Genomic DNA, 23,247 nt, shown 5'->3' on the forward strand with positions numbered 1-23,247 from the left:
CGGCAGGTCAGCGGAGCATTGTCGAACACCTGTGCGAACATGTGTTCGTGTCGGGCGAGGCCACCATCCTGCATGCCGACCTGGACGCCTTCTACGCGTCGGTCGAGCAGCGCGACGATCCCCGGCTGCGCGGTCGGCCGGTGATCGTCGGCGGTGGCGTGGTGCTGGCGGCCAGCTACGAGGCCAAGGCCCGGGGCGTACGCAGCGCGATGGGCGGGCGGCAGGCGCTACGGCTGTGCCCGGAGGCGATCGTGGTGCGGCCGCGGATGGCCGCGTACACGGCGGCGAGCCGGGCGGTGTTCGAGATCTTCCGGCAGACCACGCCGCTGGTGGAGGGGCTCTCCATCGACGAGGCGTTCCTCGACGTGGGCGGGCTGCGCCGGCTGGTCGGCCCGCCGGCCGACATCGCGGCCCGGCTGCGCCGGGAGGTACGCGAGCGGGTCGGCCTGCCGATCACCGTCGGCGTGGCCCGGACGAAGTTCCTCGCCAAGGTGGCCAGCGGGGTGGCCAAGCCGGACGGGCTGCTGGTCGTCGAGCCCGGGCGCGAGCTGGCGTTCCTGCATCCGCTGCCGGTGGAGCGGCTGTGGGGCGTCGGCCCGGTGACCGCGACGAAGCTGCGCGACCGGGGCATCCGTACCGTGGGGCAGGTGGCGCGGCTGGACGAGCCGACCCTGGTGTCGCTGCTCGGCGGTGGTGCCGGCCGCCACCTGCACGCCCTCGCCCACAACCGCGACCCCCGCCGGGTCCAGGTCGGGCGGCGCCGGTCGTCGATGGGTGCCCAGCACGCGCTGGGCCGGGAGCCGCACTCCCCCGCCGAGCTCGACGCCGTGCTGGCCGGGCTGGTCGACCGGGTGACCGGGCGGATGCGCGCGGCGCGGCGCACCGGCCGTACGGTCACCCTGCGGCTGCGCTTCGCCGACTACACCCGGGCGACCCGCTCGCACACCATCGACAAGGCGACCGCGCAGACCCGGCCCCTGCTCGAGGCCGCCCGCGCGTTGCTGCGGGCGGCGCTGCCGGAGATCGACGCCCGGGGTGTGACGCTGATCGGGGTGTCCGTCGGCAACCTCGACACCGGGCACGTGCAGCTGACGCTGCCGTTCACCCGCGACCCGGGCGCGGAGCTGGATGCGGCGGTGGACGCCGTCCGGGACCGGTTCGGCTCGTCGGCGCTGACCCGGGCCGTGCTGCTCGGTCGGGATCCCGGCCTGGAGATGCCCCGCCTGCCCGACTGAGCGGCGTTGGGACGACCACGGCCTCGGCCCGGTGCCGTCGGGCCAACGCGCGGTCGTCCTCTGGACCGACGACACGGCCGCCGCACCGGACGGCAACCCGATCCAGCTCGTCCAGCACCTGCCGCCCCGATAACCGGTCGTCGCGCCCCGGACCGCTGCCGCACAATCAGGCGATCATGAGTACGCGGCTGCGGGCCATCGCCCGCGACACCCTGGACATCCTCGACGCCGGCCGGTACCTCAACGGCCACGGCGAGCCCGTCGAGCTCGCCGACCCGGTGCGCGCCGCTGTCGCCGCCACCCGCCTGCACCTGCCCGACGACCCGCTGCCCACCCCGTCGACCGGTGGCGCGGCCCCGGCGGTGGAGGTGACCGGGGAGAGCACGTTGCTGGCCGCCCGGCGTCTCGCCGGGGACGGGGACGTCGCCGCACTGGTGTTCGCCTCGGCGAAGAACCCGGGCGGCGGGTTCCGCACCGGGGCGCAGGCGCAGGAGGAGAGCATCGCCCGGGCCTCGGCGCTCTTCCCCTGCCTGACCGCGGTCCCCGAGTTCTACGGCTTCCACCGCGAGCAGCGGGACCTGCTCTACAGCGACCGGGTGATCCACTCGCCGCGGGTGCCGGTGTTCCGCGACGACAAGGGCCGGCTGCTCGACGCCGCCCACGAGGTGTCGTTCCTGACCGCCGCCGCCCCCAACCGCGGCGCGGTGCTGCGCAACCAGCCCGCCGACGCCGAGCGGGTCGCCCCGGCGCTGCGGGCCCGGGCCCGTCGGGTGCTGGCCGTCGCCGCCGCACACGGCCACCGGCGGTTGGTGCTCGGCGCGTGGGGCTGCGGCGTGTTCCGCAACGACCCGGCCACGGTGGCGGAGGCGTTCGCGCTGGCCCTGGCCGACGCGGCGGGCTGGTTCGACCAGGTCACCTTCGCGGTGCTCGACCGGGCCGGCGGGCCGGTCCGGGCCGCGTTCGTCGACCGCTTCGGGGTGTCCTGACGGAGGTCAGTACCCCGCCGGCCGGGCGGTGAGGTCCGGCGGGGCAGCCGTCGGCCCCGCCGGCCGGCCGGTGGTCAGCGGTTCTGCGGGAAGCCGAGGTTGACCCCGCCGTGAGCGGGGTCGGGCCAGCGGCTGGTGACCACCTTGGACCTGACGAAGAAGTTCACCCCCTCCGGCCCGTACGCATGGGCGTCGCCGAACAGGGAGTCCTTCCAGCCGCCGAAGGAGTAGTAGGACACCGGGACCGGGATGGGGACGTTCACCCCGACCATGCCGACCTCGATCTCGTGCTGGTACCGGCGGGCCGCGCCGCCGTCGTTGGTGAAGATGGCGGTGCCGTTGCCCCACGGGTTGGCGTTGACCAGCTCGACGGCCGCGTCGTAGCTGGGCACCCGCAGCACCGACAGCACCGGCCCGAAGATCTCGTCGGTGTAGACGGACATGTCGGTGTCGACGTGATCGAACAGGGTCGGCCCGAGCCAGAAGCCGCCCTGCTCGCCGTCGACGGGGTGGTTCCGCCCGTCGACCACGAGCTGCGCGCCCGCGGCCCGGCCGGCGTCCAGGTACGCCGTCACCCGGTCCCGGTGGGCGCCGGTGACCAGCGGTCCCATCTCGCAGCCGGGGCGGCGGCCGTCGCCGACGTGCAGAGCGGCCATCCGCTCGCTGATCTTGGCGACCAGTTCGTCGCCGACCGGGTCGACCGCGACGACGGCGGAGATGGCCATGCAGCGTTCGCCGGCCGAGCCGAAGCCGGCCGAGACGGCGGCGTCGGCGGCGAGGTCGAGGTCGGCGTCGGGCAGCACGACCATGTGGTTCTTCGCGCCGCCGAGCGCCTGCACCCGCTTCCCGTGCCGGGTGCCGGTCTGGTAGACGTAGCGGGCGATCGGGGTGGAGCCGACGAACGAGACGGCCTTGACGTGCGGGTGCTCGAGGATCCGGTCGACCGCCTCCTTGTCGCCGTGCACCACGTTGCACACCCCGTCCGGCAGCCCGGCCTCCGCGAACAGCTCGGCCAGGAAGTTCGCCGCGGACGGGTCCTTCTCGCTCGGTTTGAGCACCACGGTGTTGCCGCACGCGATGGCGTTCGGCACGAACCACAACGGCACCATGGCCGGGAAGTTGAAGGGGGAGATCACGCCGACCACGCCGAGCGGCTGTCGTAGGGAGTACACGTCGACCTGGGTCGAGGCGTTCTCGCTGTATCCGCCCTTGAGCTGCTGCGGGATGCCGCAGGCGAACTCGACGTTCTCCAACCCGCGCTGGATCTCCCCCGCCGCGTCCGAGAGGACCTTGCCGTGCTCGGCGGTGATGATGGCGGCGAGGTCGGCCCGGCGGGCGTTCAGCAGTTCCCGGAAGGCGAACAGCACGGTGGTCCGCTGGGCGAGGGACGCGGCGCGCCAGCGGGTGAACGCCTCGCGGGCGGTGGCGACCGCCTCGTCGACGACCGCGGCGGTGGCGAAGTCGACCTGTCCGGCGACTTGGCCGGTGGCGGGGTCGTAGACGTCCCCGGTGCGCTCGGGGACGCCGTGCCACGGCTTGCCGCCGATCCAGTGGGTGGTCCTCATCGGGGCTGCACCTCCTTGACTACCGCCTCGATCGACTGGGTGAGGATCTCCAGCGCCTCCTCCGCCTCGGCCCGGGTCAGAGTCATCGGTGGCGCCAGGCGGATGACGTTGCCGTAGAGGCCGCCCTTGCCGACGAGCAGGCCGCGTTCCCGGGTCTCCTCGAGCAGCGCGGTCGCGGCCGCCGGATGGGGCTCGCCGTCGGGGCCGACGAGCTCCAGCGCGATCATCAGGCCTTTGCCGCGCACGTCGCCGACCACGGGATGGGCCGCGGCGACCGCGCGCAGGCCGTCGAGCAGGCGGGTGCCCAGCTGCGCGGCGTTGGCCTGCAGGTCGTGCTCCAGCAGGTAGGTCAGCGACGCCAGCGCGCCGGTGGTGGCCAGCGGGTTGCCGCCGAAGGTGGAGATCGAGTTGGCCCGCAGGCAGTCCATCAGGTCGGCCCGGGCGACCACGCCGCCGATCGCGAGGCCGTTGCCCAGGCCCTTGGCGAAGGTGATCGCGTCGGGTACGACGCCGTGCGCCTGGATGCCCCAGAAGTGCTCGCCGGTGCGGCCCCAGCCGGTCTGCACCTCGTCGGACACGAGGAGGATGCCGTACTCGTCGAGCACCTTCTTGAACTCCCCGAACAGTCCGTCCGGCGGGGAGGCGAAGCCGCCGACCCCCTGGATCGGCTCGACGATCATGCAGGCGACGTCGCCGGCCGTGGTCGTCTCGATGACCTCGCGCAGGTCCGCCACGCACGCCTTGATGTAGTCCGCGTCGGACAGGTCCCGGAACGGGCTGCGGTAGCGGTAGCCGCCGTGCACCCAGCTCACCTTGACCGGGCTGAGCGCGCTGGCCGACCAGCCGCGGATGCCGGTGATCGCGATGGTGGCGAAGGCCCGGCCGTGGTACGAGTTGCGCAGGGCGAGCACCTGTTCGCTGCGGCGATGCTGGGTGGCGAGCATGAGTGCGGTCTCGTTCGCCTCGGTGCCCGAGTTGGCGAAGAACACCTTCGCGTCCGGGATGCCGGACAGCTGCGCGATCTTCTCCGCCAGCTCGACCTGCGACTGGATCAGGTACAGCGTGGACGAGTGCACCACGCCGGTGCCGACCTGCGACCGGATCGCATCGCTGATCTCGGCGACGTCGTAGCCGATGGCGTTGGTGAGGATGCCGGCGAAGAAGTCCAGGTAGGTCCGCCCCTCGCGATCGGTCACCCGGCGGCCGTGCGCGCCAGCGATCTCGATGGGCTGCTCGTAGTACAACGCCAGCCAGTTCGGCAGCACGGATCGGTGTCGGGCCAGCAGCTCGCGGTGGGCCATCGCGTCCTCCCGTAACTCGTCCCCACGGCGAGTGTGGCGGCAATCGTTGTGCAACCGCTATGCACAACCTGTACCGCTGTGGTCGCCGCACCATTACGTTGTGTGCAGTCCCTCCCCTGGGAGCCGCGATGTACCCCTCCGTCGCAGAAGCCATCGCACTGCCGGTGATCCGGCGCGGGAAGCCGCAGGTGGTGGCCGGTTCGGCCGGCATGCAGGGCCGGGTGCGCTGGGTCCATGTGGCGGAGGTGGCCGACATCGCGCACCTGCTGCGCGGCGGGGAGCTGGTGCTCACCACCGGCATCGCGCTGCCCGACGAGGCCGCGGCCCTGGCGAGGTACGTGGACGACCTGGCCGCGGTGCACGCGGCGGGGCTGGTCATCGAGCTGGTCCGGCGGTGGAGCGGCCAGCTGCCGGAGGCGTTGGTGGCGGCGGCCAACCGGCGCCGGCTGCCCCTGATCACGCTGGCGCAGGAGACCCCGTTCGTGTCCGTCACCGAGGCGGTGGTGGCGCTGATCGTCGACGCGCAGCTCGCCGAGCTGCGGGCCGCCGAGCAGGTGCACGAGACGTTCACCTCGCTCACCGTGGCCGGTGCTGATCCGGCGGAGGTGCTGCGCGAGGTGGCCCGGATCTCCGGGCTGCCGGTGGTGCTGGAGACGCTGGGGCACGAGGTGCTCGCGTACGACGCGGCCGGCCGGGACCCCACGGAGTTGCTGGCCGACTGGGGGCAGCGGTCCCGGTCGGTGGCCGCGCCCGAGCGGACCGCCTACGACGAGGACGCCGGCTGGTTGGCCACCATGGTCGGGGCGCAGGGCGCCGACTGGGGGCGACTGGTCCTGCTCTCACCGGACCCGCCACCGCACCGGCACGTGGTGGTCGCCGAGCGGGCCGCGTCGGCGCTGGCGGTGCATCGGCTCGTGGCGCGGGACCGGGAGAGCTTGGAGCGGCAGACGCACCGGATGCTGCTCGCGCAGCTGCTCGGTCAGGCCGTACCGCCGCCGGACCTGGCCGCCCGGGCGGCGGCGCTGGGGGTCGGCGTCGAGCGGCGGCAGTTGGTCGGGATGGCGATCCGGCCGGCCACCGGGACGCCCCGGGCCCCCGCGCTGGCCAACCAGGAGGTGTTGCGGGACCTCGCGGAGGCGACCGCGCTGGCGGCGCGGCGGGTGGCGGTGCCCGCCCTGGTGGGCGTGGTGGACGACACGACGGTACGCGCGCTGTTGTCGTTGCCGGCGCAGGCCGGGATCGACGCGGTGCTGCGCCGGTTGGCCCGGGAGGTGCACCGCTCGGCGGCCGGTCCGGTGCTGGTGGCGGTCGGCACCACCGTGTCGCACGTCGCCGAGGTACGCCGCAGCCTGGGCGAGGCCGCTCACGTGGCGGGGGCGGCCCTGCGCGCCCCCGGCACGCAGCTGTACCACCGGCTGGACAATGTGCGCCTGCGCGGCCTGCTGCACCTGTTGCGCGACGACGATCGGGTCCGGGCCTTCGCGGACCGCGAGCTGGGTCCGCTGCTGGCGCGGGACGCCAACCACCACAGCCGGCTGCTGGAGCTGCTGCGCTGCTTCTGCGAGCAGGGCGGCAACAAGTCCGCGGCGGCGGCTGCCGCACACGTGTCGCGGACCGCGTACTACCAGCAGTTGGCGCGGATCGCGCAGGTGCTCGGGGTGTCGTTGGAGGACCCGGAGTCGATGCTGTCGCTGTACGTCGCGCTGCTGGTGCACGAACTCGACGACGCATGACCCGACGCCGAATCCCGTAGGCGGCCGGAATCCGTCCGCCGCGCGGATTGACATGATCGCTGCGGCCGTGCCCGTGGACACAGTGTGCCGTGATCATGGCAAGCGTGGACACTTTGCCACTGCCCGTGGCGGGTCCGTGACACTCACCATTCCGAGATAAAGATCGTGCTGTTCCGCCCCATCCGCAGCGCGCGCGCCGGCTGCCCGGCGCTGTTGCGGCAGCGCAACAGGGAGGTGACACCGATGGCCGTTGAACCCCTACCCCACGAAGCCACCGCGGTCGAGCCGGGCACCCAGATCACCCATCCGGATGGCCGAGTGGAGCTGCGCGATTTCTCCACCATCGCCGACAGCCGGTACTTCAACCTCGAACTCGCCCCGGTACCCATCGAGCGGCGTACCTGGAACACGTACAACTTCACGGCGCTGTGGGTCGGGATGGCACACAACATCCCCAGCTATCTGCTCGCCGCCGGGCTCATCCAGCTCGGCATGAACTGGGTGCAGGCGTTCCTCACCATCACCCTGGGCAACCTGCTCGTCCTGATCCCGATGCTGTTGAACAGCCACGCGGGGACGAAGTACGGCATCCCGTTCCCAGTCTTCGCCCGCGCGTTCTACGGCGTCCGGGGCGCCAACCTCGCGGCCCTGCTGCGCGCCTTCATCGCCTGCGGCTGGTTCGGCATCCAGACCTGGATCGGCGGTGAGGCGATCTACGCGATCGCCGGCAAACTGCTGGGCTCCTGGTGGGTCGACGCGGCGGAGGTGATGGACCACCCGTGGACGCTGTGGGCGTCGTTCCTGCTGTTCTGGGCGATCGAGATGGCGATCATCTGGCGCGGCATGGACACCCTGCGCCGCTTCGAGAACTGGGCCGCGCCGTTCGTCATCGTGGTCGCCGTCGCGCTGCTGATCTGGGTCCTGGTCGAGGCGGGCGGGCTCGGTCCGATCCTGTCCCAGCCGTCCAAGCTGGGCTGGGGCGCCGACTTCTGGAAGCTGTTCGCGCCGTCGCTGATGGCGATGATCGCGTTCTGGGCGACCCTGTCGCTGAACATCCCCGACTTCACCCGGTTCGGCGGCAGCCAGCGGCAGCAGGCGTACGGGCAGATCCTGGGCCTGCCCACCACGATGTCGTTCTTCGCCATCCTGTCGATCGTGATCACCTCGGGCACGGCGGCGATCTACGGCGAGGCGATCTGGGACCCCATCCAGCTGGCCGCGAAGTTCGACAACCCGCTGGTCGTGGCGCTCGGCCTGTTCACGGTGGTGGTGGCCACGCTGTCGGTGAACGTCGCGGCCAACACGGTCAGCCCGGCGTACGACTTCTCCAACGCCGTGCCCCGGCTGATCAGCTTCCGGACCGGCGGCCTGATCACCGGGGTGCTGGGCATCCTGATCCAGCCGTGGCGCCTGGTGCAGGACCCGAACATCTACATCTTCGTCTGGCTCGGGTTCTACGGGGGCCTGCTCGGCGCGGTCGCCGGCGTGCTCATCGCCGGCTACTGGGTCCGCAACCGCACCCGCCTGCAGTTGCCCGCCCTCTACCGCCCGGAGGGCCGGTACTGGTTCTCCGGCGGCTGGAGCTGGACGGCGGTCGTCGCCACCGTCGTCGGCGCGATCCTCGCCGTCGGCGGCGCCTACTCCGCGCCCGGCAAGGGCCCGTTCCCGGAGGACGGGCTCATCCCGTTCCTCAAGCCGCTCTACGACTACAGCTGGGCCGCCGGCCTGGTCGGCGCGTTCGTGGTCTATCTGGCGCTGTCGGCACCGCGCGGCAGCCACGCCAAAGGGGAGGTCAGGTGAGCACCATCATCCGAGCCGGGCTGGTGCAGCAGAAGTGGACCGGTGACAAGGAGTCCATGATCGCGAACGCGGTCGAGGCGATCCGCCGCGCCGCGTCGCAGGGCGCGCAGGTGGTCTGCCTGCAGGAGTTGTTCTACGGCCCGTACTTCTGCCAGATCCAGGACGCCGACTACTACTCGTACACGGAGGCGATCCCGGACGGGCCGACGACGGCGCTGATGCGCGAGGTCGCCGAGCAGCACGGGGTGGTCCTGATCGTGCCGATGTACGAGCAGGAGCAGCCGGGGGTCTACTACAACACCGCTGCGGTGATCGACGCCGACGGCACCTACCTCGGCAAGCATCGGAAGAACCACATTCCGCAGGTGAAGGGGTTCTGGGAGAAGTTCTACTTCCGGCCGGGGAACCTGGGCTATCCGGTCTTCGACACCGCCGTGGGTCGCATCGGCGTCTACATCTGCTACGAGCGGCACTTCCCGGAGGGTTGGCGCGCCCTGGGGCTGGCCGGCGCGAAGATCGTGTTCAACCCCTCCGCCACCAGCCGCGGCCTGTCGGAGTACCTGTGGCGGCTGGAGCAGCCGGCCGCCGCGGTCGCCAACGAGTACTACGTCGGGACGATCAACCGGGTCGGGGTGGAGCCGTTGGGCGACAACGACTTCTACGGCCAGTCCTATTTCGTCGACCCGCGGGGGCAGCTGGTCGGCGCGGCGGCGTCGGACACCGAGGAGGAGGTCGTCGTCCGCGACCTGGACATGGACAGGCTGGCCGAGGTGCGCGACCTGTGGGCGTTCTACCGCGACCGCCGGCCCGAGACCTACGAATCGCTGGTGAAGCCGTGAGCATCGTCATCCGCAACGGGACTGTCGTCAACGCCACCGGGGCATACCCGGCGGACGTGCTGGTGGAGGGCGAGCGGATCGCGGCGCTCGCCGCACCCGACTCGGGCCTGGCGCAGCAGTGGGCGGCCGGCGCCGAGCGGGTGATCGACGCTGCCGGGAAGTACGTGGTGCCGGGCGGCATCGACGGGCACACCCACATGGAGATGCCGTTCGGCGGCACGTTCTCGACGGACACGTTCGAGACCGGCACGATCGCGGCCGCTTGGGGCGGTACAACGACCATCGTGGACTTCGCCGTGCAGGCCAAAGGCACGTCGCTGCTGTCCGCGCTGGACAAGTGGCACAGCAAGGCGGACGGCAACTGCGCGATCGACTACGCGTTCCACATGATCATCTCGGACGTGAACGACACGTCGCTGAAGGAGATGGAGGCCTGCATCGACGCGGGCGTCAACACCTTCAAGATGTTCATGGCGTACCCCGGGGTCTTCTACGCCACCGACGGGGAGATCCTGCGGGCGATGCAGAAGGCCCGGGACACCGGCTCGATGATCATGATGCATGCGGAGAACGGCATCGCCATCGACCAGCTCGTCCTGCAGGCACTGGCGAGTGGGCAGACCGACCCGGTGCAGCACGGGCTGACCCGGCCGGCCGAGCTGGAGGGCGAGGCGACCAACCGGGCGATCACCCTCGCGAGGGTCACCGGCGCGCCGCTGTACATCGTGCACCTGTCTGCCGCGCACGCCCTCGATGCGGTCACCCGCGCCCGGGACACCGGCCAGAACGTGTTCGCCGAGACCTGCCCGCAGTACCTGTTCCTGTCGTTGGACGACCTGGCCAGGCCGGACTTCGAGGGCGCGAAGTACGTCGCCTCTCCCCCGCTGCGGCCCAAGGAGCACCAGGCGGAGCTGTGGCGCGGTCTGCGCACCAACGACCTGTCGCTGGTGTCCACCGACCACTGCCCGTTCTGCTTCAAGGACCAGAAGGAACTCGGCCGCGGAGACTTCTCCAAGATCCCGAACGGGATGCCGGGCGTCGAGCACCGGATGGACCTGCTCTATCAGGGCGTCGTGCGCGGCGAGATCACCCTGCCGCGCTGGGTGGAGATCAGCTCCACCACACCCGCCCGGATGTTCGGCCTCTACCCCCGCAAGGGCGTCATCGCGCCCGGCGCGGACGCGGACATCACGGTCTACGACCCGACGGCCCGGCAGACCATCTCCGCCAGCAGCCACCACATGAACGTGGACTATTCCGCGTACGAGGGCATGGAGCTGACCGGACAGGTGACCACCGTGCTGTCCCGCGGTCGGGTCGTCGTCGACGACGGCGCGTTCCACGGCGCCGTCGGACACGGCACGTTCCTCAAGCGCGATCTCTGCCAGTACCTGGTTTGACAAGGAGTGGCCGTGGATTTCGGTGTCGTACTCCAGACCGACCCGCCCGCCCGCGACGTCGTCGCCGGGCTCACCGCCGCCGAGGACAACGGGTTCCGCTACGGCTGGACGTTCGACTCCTGCGTGCTGTGGCAGGAGCCGTTCGTCATCTACTCGCAGGTCCTCGCCGCCACCAAGCACCTGATCGTCGGGCCGATGGTGACCAACCCGAGCACCCGCGACTGGTCGGTCACCGCGTCGCTCTTCGCCACCCTCAACGAGATGTTCGGCAACCGCACGGTGTGTGGGATCGGTCGCGGCGACTCGGCCCGGCGGGTCATCGGCCAGCCGCCGGCGAGCCTCGCCACGCTGCGCCAGGCCATGCACGTGATCAAGGAACTGGCGGAGGGCCGGGAGGTCGCCCACCACGGCACGCCGGTGCGCATCCCGTGGGTGCGCGACGGCCGGCTGGAGGTCTGGATGGCCGCGTACGGCCCGAAGGCGCTGCGGCTGGTCGGCGAGCAGGCCGACGGTTTCATCCTGCAGACCGCCGACCCCGACATCGCCCGCTGGACCATCGGCTCGGTACGCGACGCGGCCATCGCCGCCGGCCGGGACCCCGACGCCATCACCATGTGCGTGGCCGCGCCCGCCTACGTCGGCACCGACCTCGCCCACCAGCGGGACCAGCTGCGCTGGTTCGGCGGCATGGTCGGCAACCACGTGGCCGACCTGGTCGCCCGCTACGGCGACTCCGGGGTCGTGCCGAAGGCGCTGACCGACTACATCCGAGGCCGCGAGGGCTACGACTACGCGCATCACGGCCGGGCCGGCAACCCGTCCACCGACTTCGTGCCGGACGAGATCGTCGACCGGTTCTGCCTGCTCGGACCCGAGTCGGCCCACGTCGACCGGCTGCAGGAACTCAAGGAGATCGGGGTGCACAACTTCGCCCTCTACCTGATGCACGACGACAAGGAGAAGACCCTGTCCGCGTACGGCAAGGACGTGATCGTGCACGTCTGACCCGGGCGCCATTCGCCTCCGCGCGACCATCGACCGTGGCCTGTGGCGCAACTACCATGATCCTCTTGGGAAGCCCCCACCACGGGAGGTACACGTGCGCCAACCGCGCTTTCGCATTCTCTTCACCGCCGCTCTAGCCACCACAACCGTCCTGGCCGTGCCCGCGGCACCGGCCGCCGCCACGCCGGCGCCCGGCATCGTCGTCAGCGACGGGATGACCCAACCGGTGTTCTCGTTCGCCGACGCCATCGAGGAACGGGTGTGGGTGGAGACGCCACTCGACACCGACCACGACGGCCGGCTCGACCGGGTCGTCGCCGACATCTCCCGCCCGCGGGAGACCGCCACGGAAGGGTTCAAGGTCCCCGTCGTCTTCGAGCACAGCCCCTATCGCAAGGGCACCTGGGGCGACGTGCCGTATCCGAGTGTGCTGGTGGACGAGCTGCCGCAGACTGGACTCACCACGCAGCTGCGCAGCCAGTCACAGGCGATCGGGATCCAGCGGGCCAAGGCCAACCTGCCCGGATCCCTCGACGACTACTACGTCCCCCGCGGATACGCGGTGGTGCTCGGGCAGAGCATCGGCACCGCGGATTCCGACGGCTGTCCGACCAGTGGGGACATGGCGGAAACGCTGGGCACGAAGGCCATCATCGACTGGCTGGGCGGGCGGGCGAAGGCGTACAACGCCGCCGGCGAGCCGGTCACCGCCGACTGGACTACCGGAGCGGTCGGCATGACCGGCGTGTCGTACAACGGGACGCTGCCCAACCAGGTGGCCACGACCGGGGTCGAGAACCTCAAGACCATCATCCCGGTCTCCGCGATCAGCAACTGGTACGACTACTACCGGGCCAACGGGCTGGTGGTGGCGCCGGGCACCTTCCAGGGCGAGGACGTCGACGTCCTGGCGCAGTACACGGCGGGCCGGGCGCGCGCTGAGGGCCGGTGCGCCGACGAGATCGCCCAGCTGACGGCCGAACAGGACCGGATCACCGGCGACTACAGCGACTTCTGGCGGGCCCGCGACTACCTGCCGGGCGCCAAGAAGGTCACCGCCAGCGTCTTCGTCGTGCACGGACTCAACGACTGGAACGTGAAGACGGAGAACTTCGCCGGCTGGTGGGACCGGCTCGCCGCGGCCGGCGTGCCGCGCAAGATCTGGCTGCACCAGGGCGGCCACGGTGGCCCGGGCAACGCCGCGACGGTGACCCTGCCGAGCGGCCAGGCGTGGACCTACAAGCAGACCGAGAACCGCTGGTTCGACTATTGGCTGTGGGGCGTGCAGAACGGCATCATGGACGAGCCCACGGCGGTCCTGCAGCGCGAGAACCGGTCCTACACCACGTACGCCAACTGGCCGGACCCGGGCGCCCGGGACGTGGCGCTGACCCTCACCGCCGACAGCGCCACCGAGCCCGGCAACCTGATCACCACCGACGCCCGGAACCAACGGGCCGAGCAGTCCTTCGTGGACGAGGGCCGCACGATCAGCCCGAGCACCCTGGTGGCCGGTCCTGACACGGCCAGCGCCAACCGGCTGGTCTACCGTTCGCCGGTGCTGACCGGCGACGTGCGCCTGTCCGGGCGGCCGGAGATGCGGTTGCGGATGTCCATCGACAACCGCGCCGACGCGAACCTGTCGGTCTACCTGGTCGACTACGGCGCGCCCGGCTCGACCGCGCGGCCGGTCGTGGTGACGCGGGGCTGGATGGATCCGCAGAACCGGACCGGCTGGTCGCACACGGTCGCGGTCCAGCAGGGCGTGATGTACGACTACCGCTGGACCCTGGAGCCGAAGGACTACGTCTTCGCGGCGGGGCACCGCATCGGGGTCGTCGTCTTCTCCAGCGATCAGGAATACACCCTGCTGCCGCTCGGCGGCACCCGACTGACCGTCCAGCCCGGCTCCAGCCGCCTCACCCTGCCGATCGTCGGCGGCCGCGAGGCGCTCGGCTTCTGAGTACGTCGCCGGCCCGGACGGCTCCTGCGCCGCCCGGGCCGGCGGTGGCTCACCGTCCTCGACGTCCCGCCGGTCCCGGTTGCCGGCCGACGCTCCGGGCTCCGGCCGCTGATCGCAGCGTGGCGAATGCCCAGCCGAAAACGGGGTACACCCGCCGCGCTCGGGCGGACGACCGCCATCGGGCGGCAGCGGCGGCAAATCTCGTGAAGGGCGGAGCAGAGTGGGGCATTTCCGGTGCATGACGTCGGACCGCCACCGGTGATGTTCGGGGGCCATGCGCGGCGCGCTCGTCGCATCCCGGCCGGACCCGTCGGGCGCCGACCCCTGACCCGGCTGACCGTGGTCAGCCTGGCCGGACACGTGGCCTTCGAGCTGGCAGCGGGTGTCGGCATGCCGCTCGCCTCGCTGATCGGGCCGTACGCCGCCGCGGGTTTCTGGACGCTCGTCACCGGCGGCGTCCTGGCCGCGACCGGTCGCGACGAGTCCGCAGACCCGTTGTTGGCCGCGGCGAACGGCTTCGGGCTCGCCGCCGTGTCGGCTCATCTGCGCGGTTGGCCAACTCGTCGCACCAGAGCCGGCCTGCCGTGGTTGGAGGACTGCGAGGGGCTGGGACCGGAGCTGATGCCCTTCTACAACCCGATCCTCTACGCCTCGGCCATCGCGGGCCTGCTCGCCGTGGTCCGGGAGAACCGGACCGCCCGGCTGCGCGTGCCGGCGGTCATGGTCGGACTCGTGCCGTTGCTCGTCGCCTATCAGCACTGGGAGCACCGGCGGTTGCGCCGGCAGGCCCACACCCGCCCCGGGTGGTGGAACCGCCGGCTGCGGCACCTGCCCCAGGCGGCGTGACGAGGCCGACGCCCCCGGGATCGCCGACCGCGACCCCGCCGAGCTCATTCCTCGATCGCGCCGCCAACCGCACGCAGGTGGTCCCGGAAGGTCAGCGCCGGGTTCTCGGCCCGTGCGGCCAGGTAGCCCCCGAAACCCACCTGCGCCCGCAGCGGTTCGCCGGAACGGATCCGCTCGGCCTGCCGCCGCTCGGTGTCCCGGATGGACTCCGCGAGGTCGAACAACTCCCGGGCCCGGGTGGCCGGGATGAAGAGCACCCCGTCCTCGTCGGCCAGCGCGAGGTCGTCGGGGTCGACGGTCCACTCCCCCACCCGCGCCGACCGCAACGCCTCGGGCGGCCGGGGGTCGAGCCGCCGCGGTCCGGTGGGGGTGGCGCCCAGGCTGAACACCGGCAGCCCCACCGCCCGGATGTCGACGGTGTCGCGGTGCAGGCCCCAGACGACCAGGCCGGCCAGCCCGGCGGCCTGCGCCTCCAGCACCACCAGGTCGCCGACGCACGCCTCGTCGGTGCGTCCGCCGTTGTCCACCACCAGCACGTCGCCGGGCGCGGCCCGGTCGATCGCTTCCAGGAAGATGTCGACGCTGCCGACGTGCCGGGCCGGCAGCACCCGCCCGGCGGCCCGCCCACCGGCGACCACCGGTCCGACGCCGGGTGGGGCGCAGCGGACCGGCGCGGCGGCCCGCAGGCAGGCGTCGGCGACGTGGGCGGTGGTCAGCGTCGCGAACCGGTCGCGCAATTCATCCGGGTCCATGGTCATGACCCGACGCTAATCACGCTCGCCGGTCATGGGAGGGGCCAGTTTCCGGTCCGTGGCCTGCCACCGCACCGGCCCGCCGCTCGCCTCGGGCCGGAGCTCTGGTCCGGGAACTCGTTTTCCGTCGTCCGTGGGCCCGCCGCTCCAGCCGCAGGCGCCGCCGGGCGCGCGGGGTGTGCCGCCGGGGCCCGAGCATCCGCGCCCGGATCGGTGGGTGCAGCTCCGCCTCACCCGCGCCGGCGGCGGTCCGCACCATCCGGTTGGCGTCGTCCGGCTCGCATCCGGTGGCGCGCAGCAGCTCACTGGCCGCCGTACGGAGGTCGGTGATCACGCCATCACCGTACGAGCGGACGCCCTGGGCCCACGCCCGGCCGGCCAGTTGGGCGCTCTCCTGGGTCAGCTGGTGGGTGCGGTCCAGGTCCTCGCCGGAGCGGCCGGCGTGGCGCAGCGCCCGGGCGGCCGCAGCGAGCCGGGAGACGGCGTCGGGGAGCGCAGCCGGGATGGGTTCGTCATATTGCAGGGCGGTGGCGGAGCGGCGGGCCACCGACCGGGCGTAGAGGATCAGCCGTTCCAGGTGTGCCGCGCCGTTGGCGTAGCGGTGGTACAGCGCGCGGCGGTGCCAGCGGGCCGGCGCGAGCGTGACCACCTCTCCGGCGCCGGTGAGCGCCTCGTTGAGCCGCCCGACGTCGGCGTCCAGCCCGCGCAGCCGCTCCAGCGCGCGGACCGCCGCGTCGGCGTCCCGGGTGGTCAGGGCGTGCGCCACCGCGTCGAGTTGCTCGGTGAGGACGGTAAAAATCGGCGCGGCGGCCCGGTCCAGCACCCGGATCGGATTGACCGGCAGCAGCAGGACGACCACCGCGAGGCCGACCAGGCCGCCGACGAGCGCGTCGAAGATGCGGGGCAGCTCGAGGCCGGACCGGACCGGGGCCAGGGCGGAGATCAGGACTGCCGTACCGCCGGCCTGGCCGACCAGGGCGCCGCCCCGGCCGGCCACCAGCAGGGCCGTCGCGATCGCCAGCGCCACGACCAGCCCGAGCTGCCAGGACCCGGAGCCGAGCAGAAAGCGCAACAGGTCGCCGACGAGGATGCCGAGTCCCACCCCGACCAGGAGCTCGAAGGTCCGCCGGGCCCGCTGTCCGATGGCGGTGGCGATCGTGCCGACCGCGGCGGCCGGGGCGAAGACGTGCGCGCCGGGGCCGAGGAGGTACTGGGCGAGCAGGGCGGCGAGCGCGGCGGCGAGCCCGGCCTGCACGGAGATCACGGCGGTGACCTCCAGCTGACGCAGGCGTAGCCGGCCGGCCTGTCCGCCCTGGCTGCGGGCGCGGGTCACCGCTCGTTCGCCCCGCCCGGTCACCCGGTTCAGGGGTGAGCGGACGGTGTCGGCGGTACGCCGCTTGCCGGCCATGGCGGCGGTTACCCGACGCGACGCGGGTGAACCGTCCTGTTGGTGACGGTTGGCCCGGTCACCGCGTCCAGGTCGCCGGTCAGCGGCGGAACGTGCGGTCGAGCAGGTCGAACAGGGCGACCCAGTGCCGCTCGGTGGCCTGCTCGTCGTACTCGGAGGTGTCGGACTGGGTGTAGCCGTGGTGGGCACCCGGGTACACCTCGGAGCGGTAGGTCACGCCGGCGCGGTCCAGGGCCTGTTCCAGGACGCCGATCTGCTCGGCCGGCATCGACCGGTCCTGGTCGGCGTGGCCGAAGTACAGCTCGCCGGTGACCGCGCCGACGGCCAGGTGCGGGCTGTCCGGGGCGTCGGTGGCCAGCCGCCCGGCGTGGAAGACGGCCGCGGCGGCGATCCGGTCCGGGTGCGCCTCGATGGCCCGCAGCGCGTTCAGGCCGCCCATGCAGTAGCCGGTGATGGCGACCGGGCCGGACGCGACGTCCGGCCGCGCGGCCAGGAAGTCCAGGTAGGCGGCGGTGTCCCGGGCGACGACGTCCGGGGTCAGGGAGCGGATCATCGGGCCGAGTTCCTCGAACAGCGCGCCGCGCTGGGACGGCTCGCGGAGCCCGGAGAGGTCGACCAGCGGCGCGCGACCGAAGCGGTGGAACAGATTCGGCACCAGCACGACGTGGCCGCGGGCGGCGATCGTCTCGGCCATCTCCGCCAGCCGGGGGCGCAGCCCGTACGCGTCCATGAAGACCAGGACGGCCGGGAGCGGGCCGTCCCCGTCGGGCCGGACGAGATACGCGTCGGCCACTCCGTCGCCGGTCGGTACCTCCACGGTCGTCGTCTGCACGGTGCGACCTCCTCGCGTTGATCGTTCGGCGTGCACGCTACTCGCCAGGTTGTGGGCCCGCCCGTCGTGGGCGCGGCGCGCCCGGTGACGGGTCAGACTGGATGCGACGAGGAGTCGGCGCGGCCGTGACGACGGAGGGTGTGCCCGTGGCGGTGGATGTGGTGTCCGAGGTGGTGATTGACCGTCCGGTCGCCGAGGTGGCCCGGTATGCGGGCGATCCCTCGAACGCGCCCGCGTGGTATGTGAACATCGCCTCGGTCGAATGGTTGACTCCGCCGCCTCTGCGGGTCGGTTCCCGGGTCGCCTTCGTGGCGCACTTCCTTGGTCGGCGGCTCGCCTACACGTACGAGATCGTCGAGCTGGTCCCGGACGAGCGGCTCGTGATGCGGACCGCCGAGGGGCCGTTCCCGATGGAGACCACCTACCGGTGGGAGCCGCACGGCAATGGCGCCACCCGGATGATCCTGCGCAATCGAGGCGAGCCCAGCGGCTTCGCGTCGCTCGCCGCTCCGGTCCTGGCCGCCGCGATGCGCCGGGCGAACCGGAAGGATCTGGCCACGCTGAAGGCTCACCTGGAAACCGGCCCTACGTGACCCTCGGCTGACCGCTCGCGTCAACCTGGGACGGAGCCGAGGCGCGGCGTGCCCGCGGGGTCGTAGGTCAGCATGGTCGGTTCTGACCGCTCGCGGTCTTCCCGTGCCGCTGTGTCTGCGGCATGCTGGATCGATGGGAGAGGTGCTTCCGATGCCCAGCTTCGGTGACCTGTTCACCGACCTGCGCGGCGAGGACCGGACGCTGCGGATCAGCTACCACCCGGACCGCGGCGCCGTGGTGTTGTCCCTGTGGAGCGGCTCGCTGTGCCGCGGCTCGTTCCGGATGCCGGCTGAGGACCTCGGGCGACTCCTGAACCTGCTCACCGACATGCGGAGCGCCGCCGCCCCCGATGCCACGGCCGGGGGTGACGCGACCGGTTCGGCACCGACCGCCGACGAGACCACGGCCACCGTGCCGGCGCCCTCGGTGGAGCGCACCGGCGACGTCTCGGCGCACCGGGTGGCGCTGCCGATCCAGCCCGTGCCCCGGGTGGCCTGACGCCGCACGTGCCCTGACCTCGAACGTGCGGAACCGTTACAAAACGGGGCAGCCATCCTCGCTTCCGCGGGCTACCGTCATGCTCAGGAATTCGGAAGGGAGGGACGATGCTTCCCGTCTCACCACACACCACCCGCCTTCGCCACCCCGCCTCGCGCGCCGCGCTCGGGATGGCCCTCCTCGTGACCGCCGGCGGCCTGGCCGTGACCGCCAGTCCGGCGTCGGCCGCCGCACCCACCCCCAGCACCGTCACCACCGTCACGCTCGCCGCGAGCAGCCAGCCGGTCCTGCGGCAGGGCTCCAAGGGCGCGGCGGTCAGCACCCTGCAACGCCGGCTCACCGCGCTGCACTACGACGTCGGCGGGATCGACGGCGACTTCGGGCCGTCGACGCACCACGCCGTCGTCGCCTTCCAGAAGGTGAACGGGCTGGCCCGGGACGGGATCGTCGGGCCGCGCACCTGGGCGGCGCTCGACCGCCCGGTCGTCCCCAAGCCGAAGTACACGCACTCCGGCTATTCGCTGGAGGCCAACCTGACCCGGCAGGTGCTGTACCTGGCGCGCGGGGGGTCAGTGGTACGGATCCTGGACGCCTCCAGCGGAAAGTCCAGCACCCCCACCCCCACCGGCAACTACAAGATCGAGCGGCGCATCGACGGCTGGCGGCAGAGCGACCTCGGCCTGCTGTGGCGGCCGAACTACTTCTACCGCGGCTACGCGGTGCACGGTGCCACCTCCGTGCCCACCTATCCGGCCAGCCACGGCTGCGTCCGGGTGCCCATCCCCGCCATGAACCGGCTCTGGTCGGTCATCGGGGTCGGCGTCCCCGTGCACGTCTACCGCTGACGCGCGACCCGGCCGGCGGCCCGCCGGATCATCTGACGGGCCGCCGGTTCGGGACGGCGCGGACGACCCGGCGCCGATAGCATCGCCGGAATGTCGATCCGGCCGGCCATTTTCCGGCTGCTCATGCTGGTGTCGGCGGCGTTGTTCCTGGCGGTGGCGCTGGCCATCCGGGGCCTTGCCGACGGCCGCCTCGAGCAGTATTCGGGCACCGCCCTCTACGCGTCGCTGGTGTACGCCGGGGTGCTCTTCCTGTGGCCGCGCCTGCGCCCGGTGCCGGCTGGGGCCATCGCGGCGGGCTTCTGCTGGGCGATGGAGTGTTTCCAGCTCACCGGCGTGCCGGCCGCGCTGTCGGCACGTAGCCTGCTGGCCCGGCTGGTGCTGGGCGTCCAGTTCGATCCGGTGGACCTGCTCTGGTATCCGGTCGGCGTGGTGCCGCTGGTCGTGCTGCACCGGCTGCTGCCGTTTGAGCCGGCGGCGGCGGGGAAGACGCGGGCATCCGTCCGAGAGAAGGGCCCTGATGATGGACGACAACCAGTTCATCGGCCTGGTGGCGAAGCGCACCGGGACGTCGTCGCAGCAGGCGACCGCCCTCGTCCGGGCCACGCTGACGACGCTGGCGGAGCGGATCGACGGCGGCGAGGCGCGTGATCTGGCCGGCCAGCTTCCCGAGGGCCTGCGGCCGTACGCCTTCGCCCCGACCGAGACCGCCGAGCGGTTCGGGCTCGACGTCTTCCTGCAGCGGGTCAGCGGGCGCGCCGAGGTCGACCCGGAGCGGGCGAAGGACGGGGCGACGGCGGTGTTCGACGCCCTCCGCCAGGCCCTCCCACCCGAAGGGTATGACGACGTGGTGTCCCAACTCCCGGCGGAGTTCGGCGAGGTCGCCGACCTGACCGCGCCCTTCGTGCAGCGCACCCGCTGAGCGGGCCGCTCGGGTCGGGAGGCCGCGATGACCGCCAACTGGGACGAGCAGGCTGACCCGCTGCACCGGCCGCCGGAGGCTGACGCGCAGGAGCAGCAGCAGAACGAGACCGTGGTCGGTCCGCCGGACGCAGTCTCCGACGCCGTGCCGGAGGCGTCCGAGGCGGACCTGGCGGAGCAGGGCGTCCTGCGTCCGCCGAGTGACCAGACCGACCTGGCCGGCGCCGTCCGCGGCGATGTCAGCCCGGCGGACGCCGTGGAGCAGAACCAGGAGATTCCGGTACCCGACGAGGACCGCCGGGACTGAGGGGCTCCGGGGCGGCGAACCGCCCGCCCGGGCCGCCACCGGCACTCCGTCAGCGCCTGCGGGAGCTCGCCGGTCGGGCAGGACGGGCAGCCGGCCGGGCTCAGCGGTCCGGGCTGTCGGCGGCGGCCATGATGCGCAACGCGTTCGCGTCCAGGCCGATCCGGATCGGCGTCTCACCGTACAGCTCGCCGTCGACCTCGACCGGCGCGGGCCGGTCGGTCTCCAGCCACAGTTGGCGCACGGCGAGGAACGGCTCGTCGCCGAGCGTGCGGCGGTGCCCGGTGGCGGCGTTGCGGGCGGTGTCGCGCAGCAGCCCGCGGCGCGTCGACCCGCCGACGGGGTACGCCACCAGCAGCCGGTCGTCGGCGTTGGCGTCGGCGGTGATCGGCCGGCCGGCCTGGTGGCCGCCGTTGGCCACGTACAACTGGTGGGTGACGAACTCGTGCGTGCGCGCCTCGGCGCGCACGGTCACCCGCAGCGGCCGGTGCCGGGTGAGCAGCCCCAGGGCGGTGAGCGGGTACGCGAGTCGGCCGATGGCCCGTTTGAGCCGCGGCGGCGTCCGGAGCATCACGTCGGCGGACAGGCCGATGCCGACGTGATTGGTGAACCGCATGTTCCCGACCAGGCCGAGGTCGACGTCGATCACCTTGCCGGCGGTGAGGATCCCGACCGCGGCGTCGAGGTCGAGCGGGATACCGACGGTGCGGGCGAAGTTGTTGGTGGTGCCGAGCGGCAGCAGGCCGAGCGCGATGTCGCGGTGGGCGAGCAGCCGGGCGGCGGTGCCGATGGTGCCGTCACCGCCGCCGGCGACCAGCAGGTCCGGCCCCAGGTCGGCGGCCGCGGCGAGGCGCTGTTCGAGCTCGCCGGGCCGCTCGACCGGGTATGTGCCGAGCAGGGTGAACCCGGCCGCCACCAGCCGCGACCGGGCCCCTTCGTAGAGCTGGCGGCCCCGGCGGGAGTGGGCGTTGACGACGAGCACCGCTCGCCCCTCCCGCCGGATCGCCGCCGCTAGCTCCTGCTTGGTCCGCATGAGGCCCGACCCTATCCGGCGGGCGCCGATCGGGGCGGGCAACGACGGGCCGGTGGGCCGCCGGTCAGTGCGCGGCCACGGCGACCACGGCCGGCTCGACCTCGGCCAGCCGCGCGGGCCGGACCACGACGAGCAGGACGGCCATCGCCGCGACCATGCCGCCGGCGACCACCACGGCCATCGCCACGCTGCCGGTGCCGAGTACGCCGACGAGCGGCGCGGCCAACGCGCCGACGCCGAACTGCACCGCGCCGAGCAGGGCGGCGGCGGTGCCGGCGGCCTCGCCGTGGCGGGACAGCGCCAGGGCGGGCGCGTTCGGCATGGCGAGCCCGGCCGCGGCGAGCACAACCCACAGCGAGGCGAGGATGGCGGCGAGGCCGCCGAAGCCGGTGGCGGCGACGGCGAGCAGCACGAGTCCGGCCGCCGTGCCCACGCCGAGCGCGGTGACGAGGATCCGCTGCGGCGAGTACCGGCGCAGCAGCCGCACGTTGAGCTGGGTGGCCGTGATCAGGCCGACCGCGCCGGCGCCGAAGGCGATCCCGAACTGCTGCTCGTCCAGCCCGTACTGCTGCTGGAAGACGAACGACGACCCGGCCACGTACGCGAAGAGCGCCGCCATGGCGAGCCCGGCGACCAGCACGAGGCCGACGAACGTCCGGTCGCGCAGCAGCGCGAGGTAGTCCCGCCCGGTGGCGGCCAGCCCGCCGCGGCGGCGCCGCTCGGGCGGCAGGGTTTCGGCGAGCCCGAACGCCGCGACCGTGACCAGCAGGACGCCGAAGACGGCGAGGGCCACGAACACGCCCCGCCAGTCCGACCAGCGCAGCAGCCCGCTGCCGAGCGTGGGGGCCAGGATCGGGGCCACGCCCATGACCAGCATCAGGCGGGAGAAGAGCCGGGCGAAGGCGGCGCCGCTGAACAAGTCGCGGACCACCGCCATCGCCACCACGGAGCTGGCGGCGACGCCGAGCCCCTGCAGTACGCGCAGGGTGCCGACGATCCCGATGTTCGGCGCGATCGCGCACAGCATGGACGCCACGATGTGCAGCGCGATGCCGGCGAGCAGCGGCTTGCGTCGGCCGACCGCGTCGGACAGCGGGCCGATGAGCGGCTGCCCGAGGGCGAGGCCGGCGAGGGTGCCGGTCAGGGTCAGCTGGACGGCCGCCGACGTGGTGTGCAGGTCGGTGGTGATGGCCGGCAGCGCGGGCAGGTACATGTCGATGGTCAGCGGCCCGATGGCGATCAGCGAGCCGAGGACGAGGACGAGCCGCAGCCGTTGCCGGGTGCTCATCAGGTCACCGGAAAGCTGGGTTGGCGTGGGTGTCTCGATGGTGTCGACGGTCGCGGTCACGGGGCCACGTCCGTCCGGACGCGGGCGGAGAACTGTGCGGCG

At 72.6% G+C, this 23,247-nt stretch carries 22 protein-coding genes; 15 read left to right on the forward strand and 7 right to left on the reverse strand.

Translation table 11 applies throughout. The features are described 5' to 3' along the window. The first annotated feature begins 47 nt into the window (after positions 1–47). Positions 48–1,235: a DNA polymerase IV gene (dinB, locus tag ABZ783_RS20310; protein ID WP_357440400.1), complete on the forward strand. Its 1,188-nt coding sequence runs from the start codon at positions 48–50 to the stop codon at positions 1,233–1,235. A gap of 176 nt (positions 1,236–1,411) precedes the next feature. Beyond that, positions 1,412–2,221 (forward strand): TIGR02452 family protein, encoded by an 810-nt coding sequence (locus ABZ783_RS20315; protein WP_357440403.1) that lies wholly within the window; start codon positions 1,412–1,414, stop codon positions 2,219–2,221. Positions 2,222–2,295: 74 nt separating this feature from the next. On the opposite strand, the gene ABZ783_RS20320 is transcribed toward ABZ783_RS20315, so the two are convergent. Beyond that, entirely contained in the window at positions 2,296–3,786 is a 1,491-nt protein-coding gene (locus tag ABZ783_RS20320; RefSeq protein ID WP_357440406.1) for a CoA-acylating methylmalonate-semialdehyde dehydrogenase, read from the reverse strand. Further along, on the reverse strand, positions 3,783–5,087 hold the full coding sequence (locus ABZ783_RS20325) for an aspartate aminotransferase family protein (RefSeq protein ID WP_357440409.1): 1,305 nt from the start codon (positions 5,085–5,087) through the stop codon (positions 3,783–3,785). The genes ABZ783_RS20320 and ABZ783_RS20325 overlap by 4 nt, the downstream gene beginning before the upstream one ends. 128 nt (positions 5,088–5,215) lie before the next feature. Here ABZ783_RS20325 and ABZ783_RS20330 point away from each other — a divergent pair, with 128 nt between their 5' ends. From ABZ783_RS20330 to ABZ783_RS20360, 7 genes are all read left to right on the forward strand, one after another. Then, positions 5,216–6,820, forward strand: a complete 1,605-nt coding sequence (locus ABZ783_RS20330; RefSeq protein WP_357440412.1) for a PucR family transcriptional regulator ligand-binding domain-containing protein — start codon at positions 5,216–5,218, stop codon at positions 6,818–6,820. Positions 6,821–7,063: 243 nt separating this feature from the next. Next, a complete protein-coding gene (locus ABZ783_RS20335) occupies positions 7,064–8,620 on the forward strand; it encodes an NCS1 family nucleobase:cation symporter-1 (RefSeq protein WP_357440415.1) in 1,557 nt (518 codons plus the stop codon). After that, on the forward strand, positions 8,617–9,459 hold the full coding sequence (locus ABZ783_RS20340; RefSeq protein WP_357440418.1) for a nitrilase-related carbon-nitrogen hydrolase: 843 nt from the start codon (positions 8,617–8,619) through the stop codon (positions 9,457–9,459). The genes ABZ783_RS20335 and ABZ783_RS20340 overlap by 4 nt, the downstream gene beginning before the upstream one ends. After that, positions 9,456–10,859: a dihydropyrimidinase gene (gene hydA, locus ABZ783_RS20345; protein WP_357440421.1), complete on the forward strand. Its 1,404-nt coding sequence runs from the start codon at positions 9,456–9,458 to the stop codon at positions 10,857–10,859. Before ABZ783_RS20340 ends, hydA begins: the two co-directional genes overlap by 4 nt. 12 nt (positions 10,860–10,871) lie before the next feature. Beyond that, on the forward strand, positions 10,872–11,864 hold the full coding sequence (locus ABZ783_RS20350) for a TIGR03842 family LLM class F420-dependent oxidoreductase (RefSeq protein WP_357440424.1): 993 nt from the start codon (positions 10,872–10,874) through the stop codon (positions 11,862–11,864). 94 nt (positions 11,865–11,958) lie between these two features. Next, complete coding sequence (locus tag ABZ783_RS20355; protein ID WP_357440427.1) at positions 11,959–13,827, forward strand: Xaa-Pro dipeptidyl-peptidase; 1,869 nt, start codon at positions 11,959–11,961, stop codon at positions 13,825–13,827. Positions 13,828–14,187: 360 nt separating this feature from the next. Continuing rightward, positions 14,188–14,673: a hypothetical protein gene (locus tag ABZ783_RS20360; RefSeq protein WP_357440429.1), complete on the forward strand. Its 486-nt coding sequence runs from the start codon at positions 14,188–14,190 to the stop codon at positions 14,671–14,673. 44 nt (positions 14,674–14,717) lie between these two features. Here the strand turns inward: ABZ783_RS20360 and ABZ783_RS20365 are convergent, their stop codons facing one another. The 3 genes from ABZ783_RS20365 to ABZ783_RS20375 all read right to left on the reverse strand — a co-directional run bounded on the left by ABZ783_RS20365 (position 14,718) and on the right by ABZ783_RS20375 (position 17,665). Then, positions 14,718–15,431, reverse strand: a complete 714-nt coding sequence (locus tag ABZ783_RS20365) for an RraA family protein (protein ID WP_357440432.1) — start codon at positions 15,429–15,431, stop codon at positions 14,718–14,720. 13 nt (positions 15,432–15,444) lie between these two features. After that, positions 15,445–16,833 (reverse strand): FUSC family protein, encoded by a 1,389-nt coding sequence (locus tag ABZ783_RS20370; RefSeq protein ID WP_357440435.1) that lies wholly within the window; start codon positions 16,831–16,833, stop codon positions 15,445–15,447. Positions 16,834–16,912: 79 nt separating this feature from the next. Then, entirely contained in the window at positions 16,913–17,665 is a 753-nt protein-coding gene (locus ABZ783_RS20375) for a dienelactone hydrolase family protein (RefSeq protein WP_357440438.1), read from the reverse strand. Positions 17,666–17,790: 125 nt separating this feature from the next. Here ABZ783_RS20375 and ABZ783_RS20380 point away from each other — a divergent pair, with 125 nt between their 5' ends. The 6 genes from ABZ783_RS20380 (at position 17,791) to ABZ783_RS20405 (ending at position 20,827) form a co-directional block, all read left to right on the forward strand. Continuing rightward, positions 17,791–18,258 carry an SRPBCC family protein gene (locus ABZ783_RS20380; RefSeq protein WP_357440441.1) on the forward strand — a complete coding sequence of 156 codons (468 nt, stop codon included), beginning with the start codon at positions 17,791–17,793 and terminating at the stop codon, positions 18,256–18,258. A 133-nt stretch (positions 18,259–18,391) separates the two neighbouring features. After that, complete coding sequence (locus ABZ783_RS20385; RefSeq protein ID WP_357440444.1) at positions 18,392–18,757, forward strand: hypothetical protein; 366 nt, start codon at positions 18,392–18,394, stop codon at positions 18,755–18,757. Between the two features lie 107 nt (positions 18,758–18,864). Continuing rightward, on the forward strand, positions 18,865–19,602 hold the full coding sequence (locus ABZ783_RS20390; RefSeq protein ID WP_357440446.1) for a L,D-transpeptidase family protein: 738 nt from the start codon (positions 18,865–18,867) through the stop codon (positions 19,600–19,602). A gap of 90 nt (positions 19,603–19,692) precedes the next feature. After that, complete coding sequence (locus ABZ783_RS20395) at positions 19,693–20,250, forward strand: DUF2809 domain-containing protein (RefSeq protein WP_357440448.1); 558 nt, start codon at positions 19,693–19,695, stop codon at positions 20,248–20,250. Beyond that, entirely contained in the window at positions 20,150–20,521 is a 372-nt protein-coding gene (locus ABZ783_RS20400; RefSeq protein WP_357440451.1) for a DUF2267 domain-containing protein, read from the forward strand. Before ABZ783_RS20395 ends, ABZ783_RS20400 begins: the two co-directional genes overlap by 101 nt. Before the next feature lie 27 nt (positions 20,522–20,548). Continuing rightward, complete coding sequence (locus tag ABZ783_RS20405) at positions 20,549–20,827, forward strand: hypothetical protein (protein ID WP_357440454.1); 279 nt, start codon at positions 20,549–20,551, stop codon at positions 20,825–20,827. A 100-nt stretch (positions 20,828–20,927) separates the two neighbouring features. On the opposite strand, the gene ABZ783_RS20410 is transcribed toward ABZ783_RS20405, so the two are convergent. Both ABZ783_RS20410 and ABZ783_RS20415 read right to left on the reverse strand, forming a co-directional pair. Further along, on the reverse strand, positions 20,928–21,857 hold the full coding sequence (locus ABZ783_RS20410) for a YegS/Rv2252/BmrU family lipid kinase (RefSeq protein WP_357440457.1): 930 nt from the start codon (positions 21,855–21,857) through the stop codon (positions 20,928–20,930). A gap of 64 nt (positions 21,858–21,921) precedes the next feature. Beyond that, on the reverse strand, positions 21,922–23,145 hold the full coding sequence (locus ABZ783_RS20415) for a multidrug effflux MFS transporter (protein WP_357440701.1): 1,224 nt from the start codon (positions 23,143–23,145) through the stop codon (positions 21,922–21,924). Positions 23,146–23,247 lie beyond the last annotated feature (102 nt).

The organism is Micromonospora sp. NPDC047738 (genome assembly GCF_040642675.1).
GTDB lineage: Bacteria > Actinomycetota > Actinomycetes > Mycobacteriales > Micromonosporaceae > Micromonospora.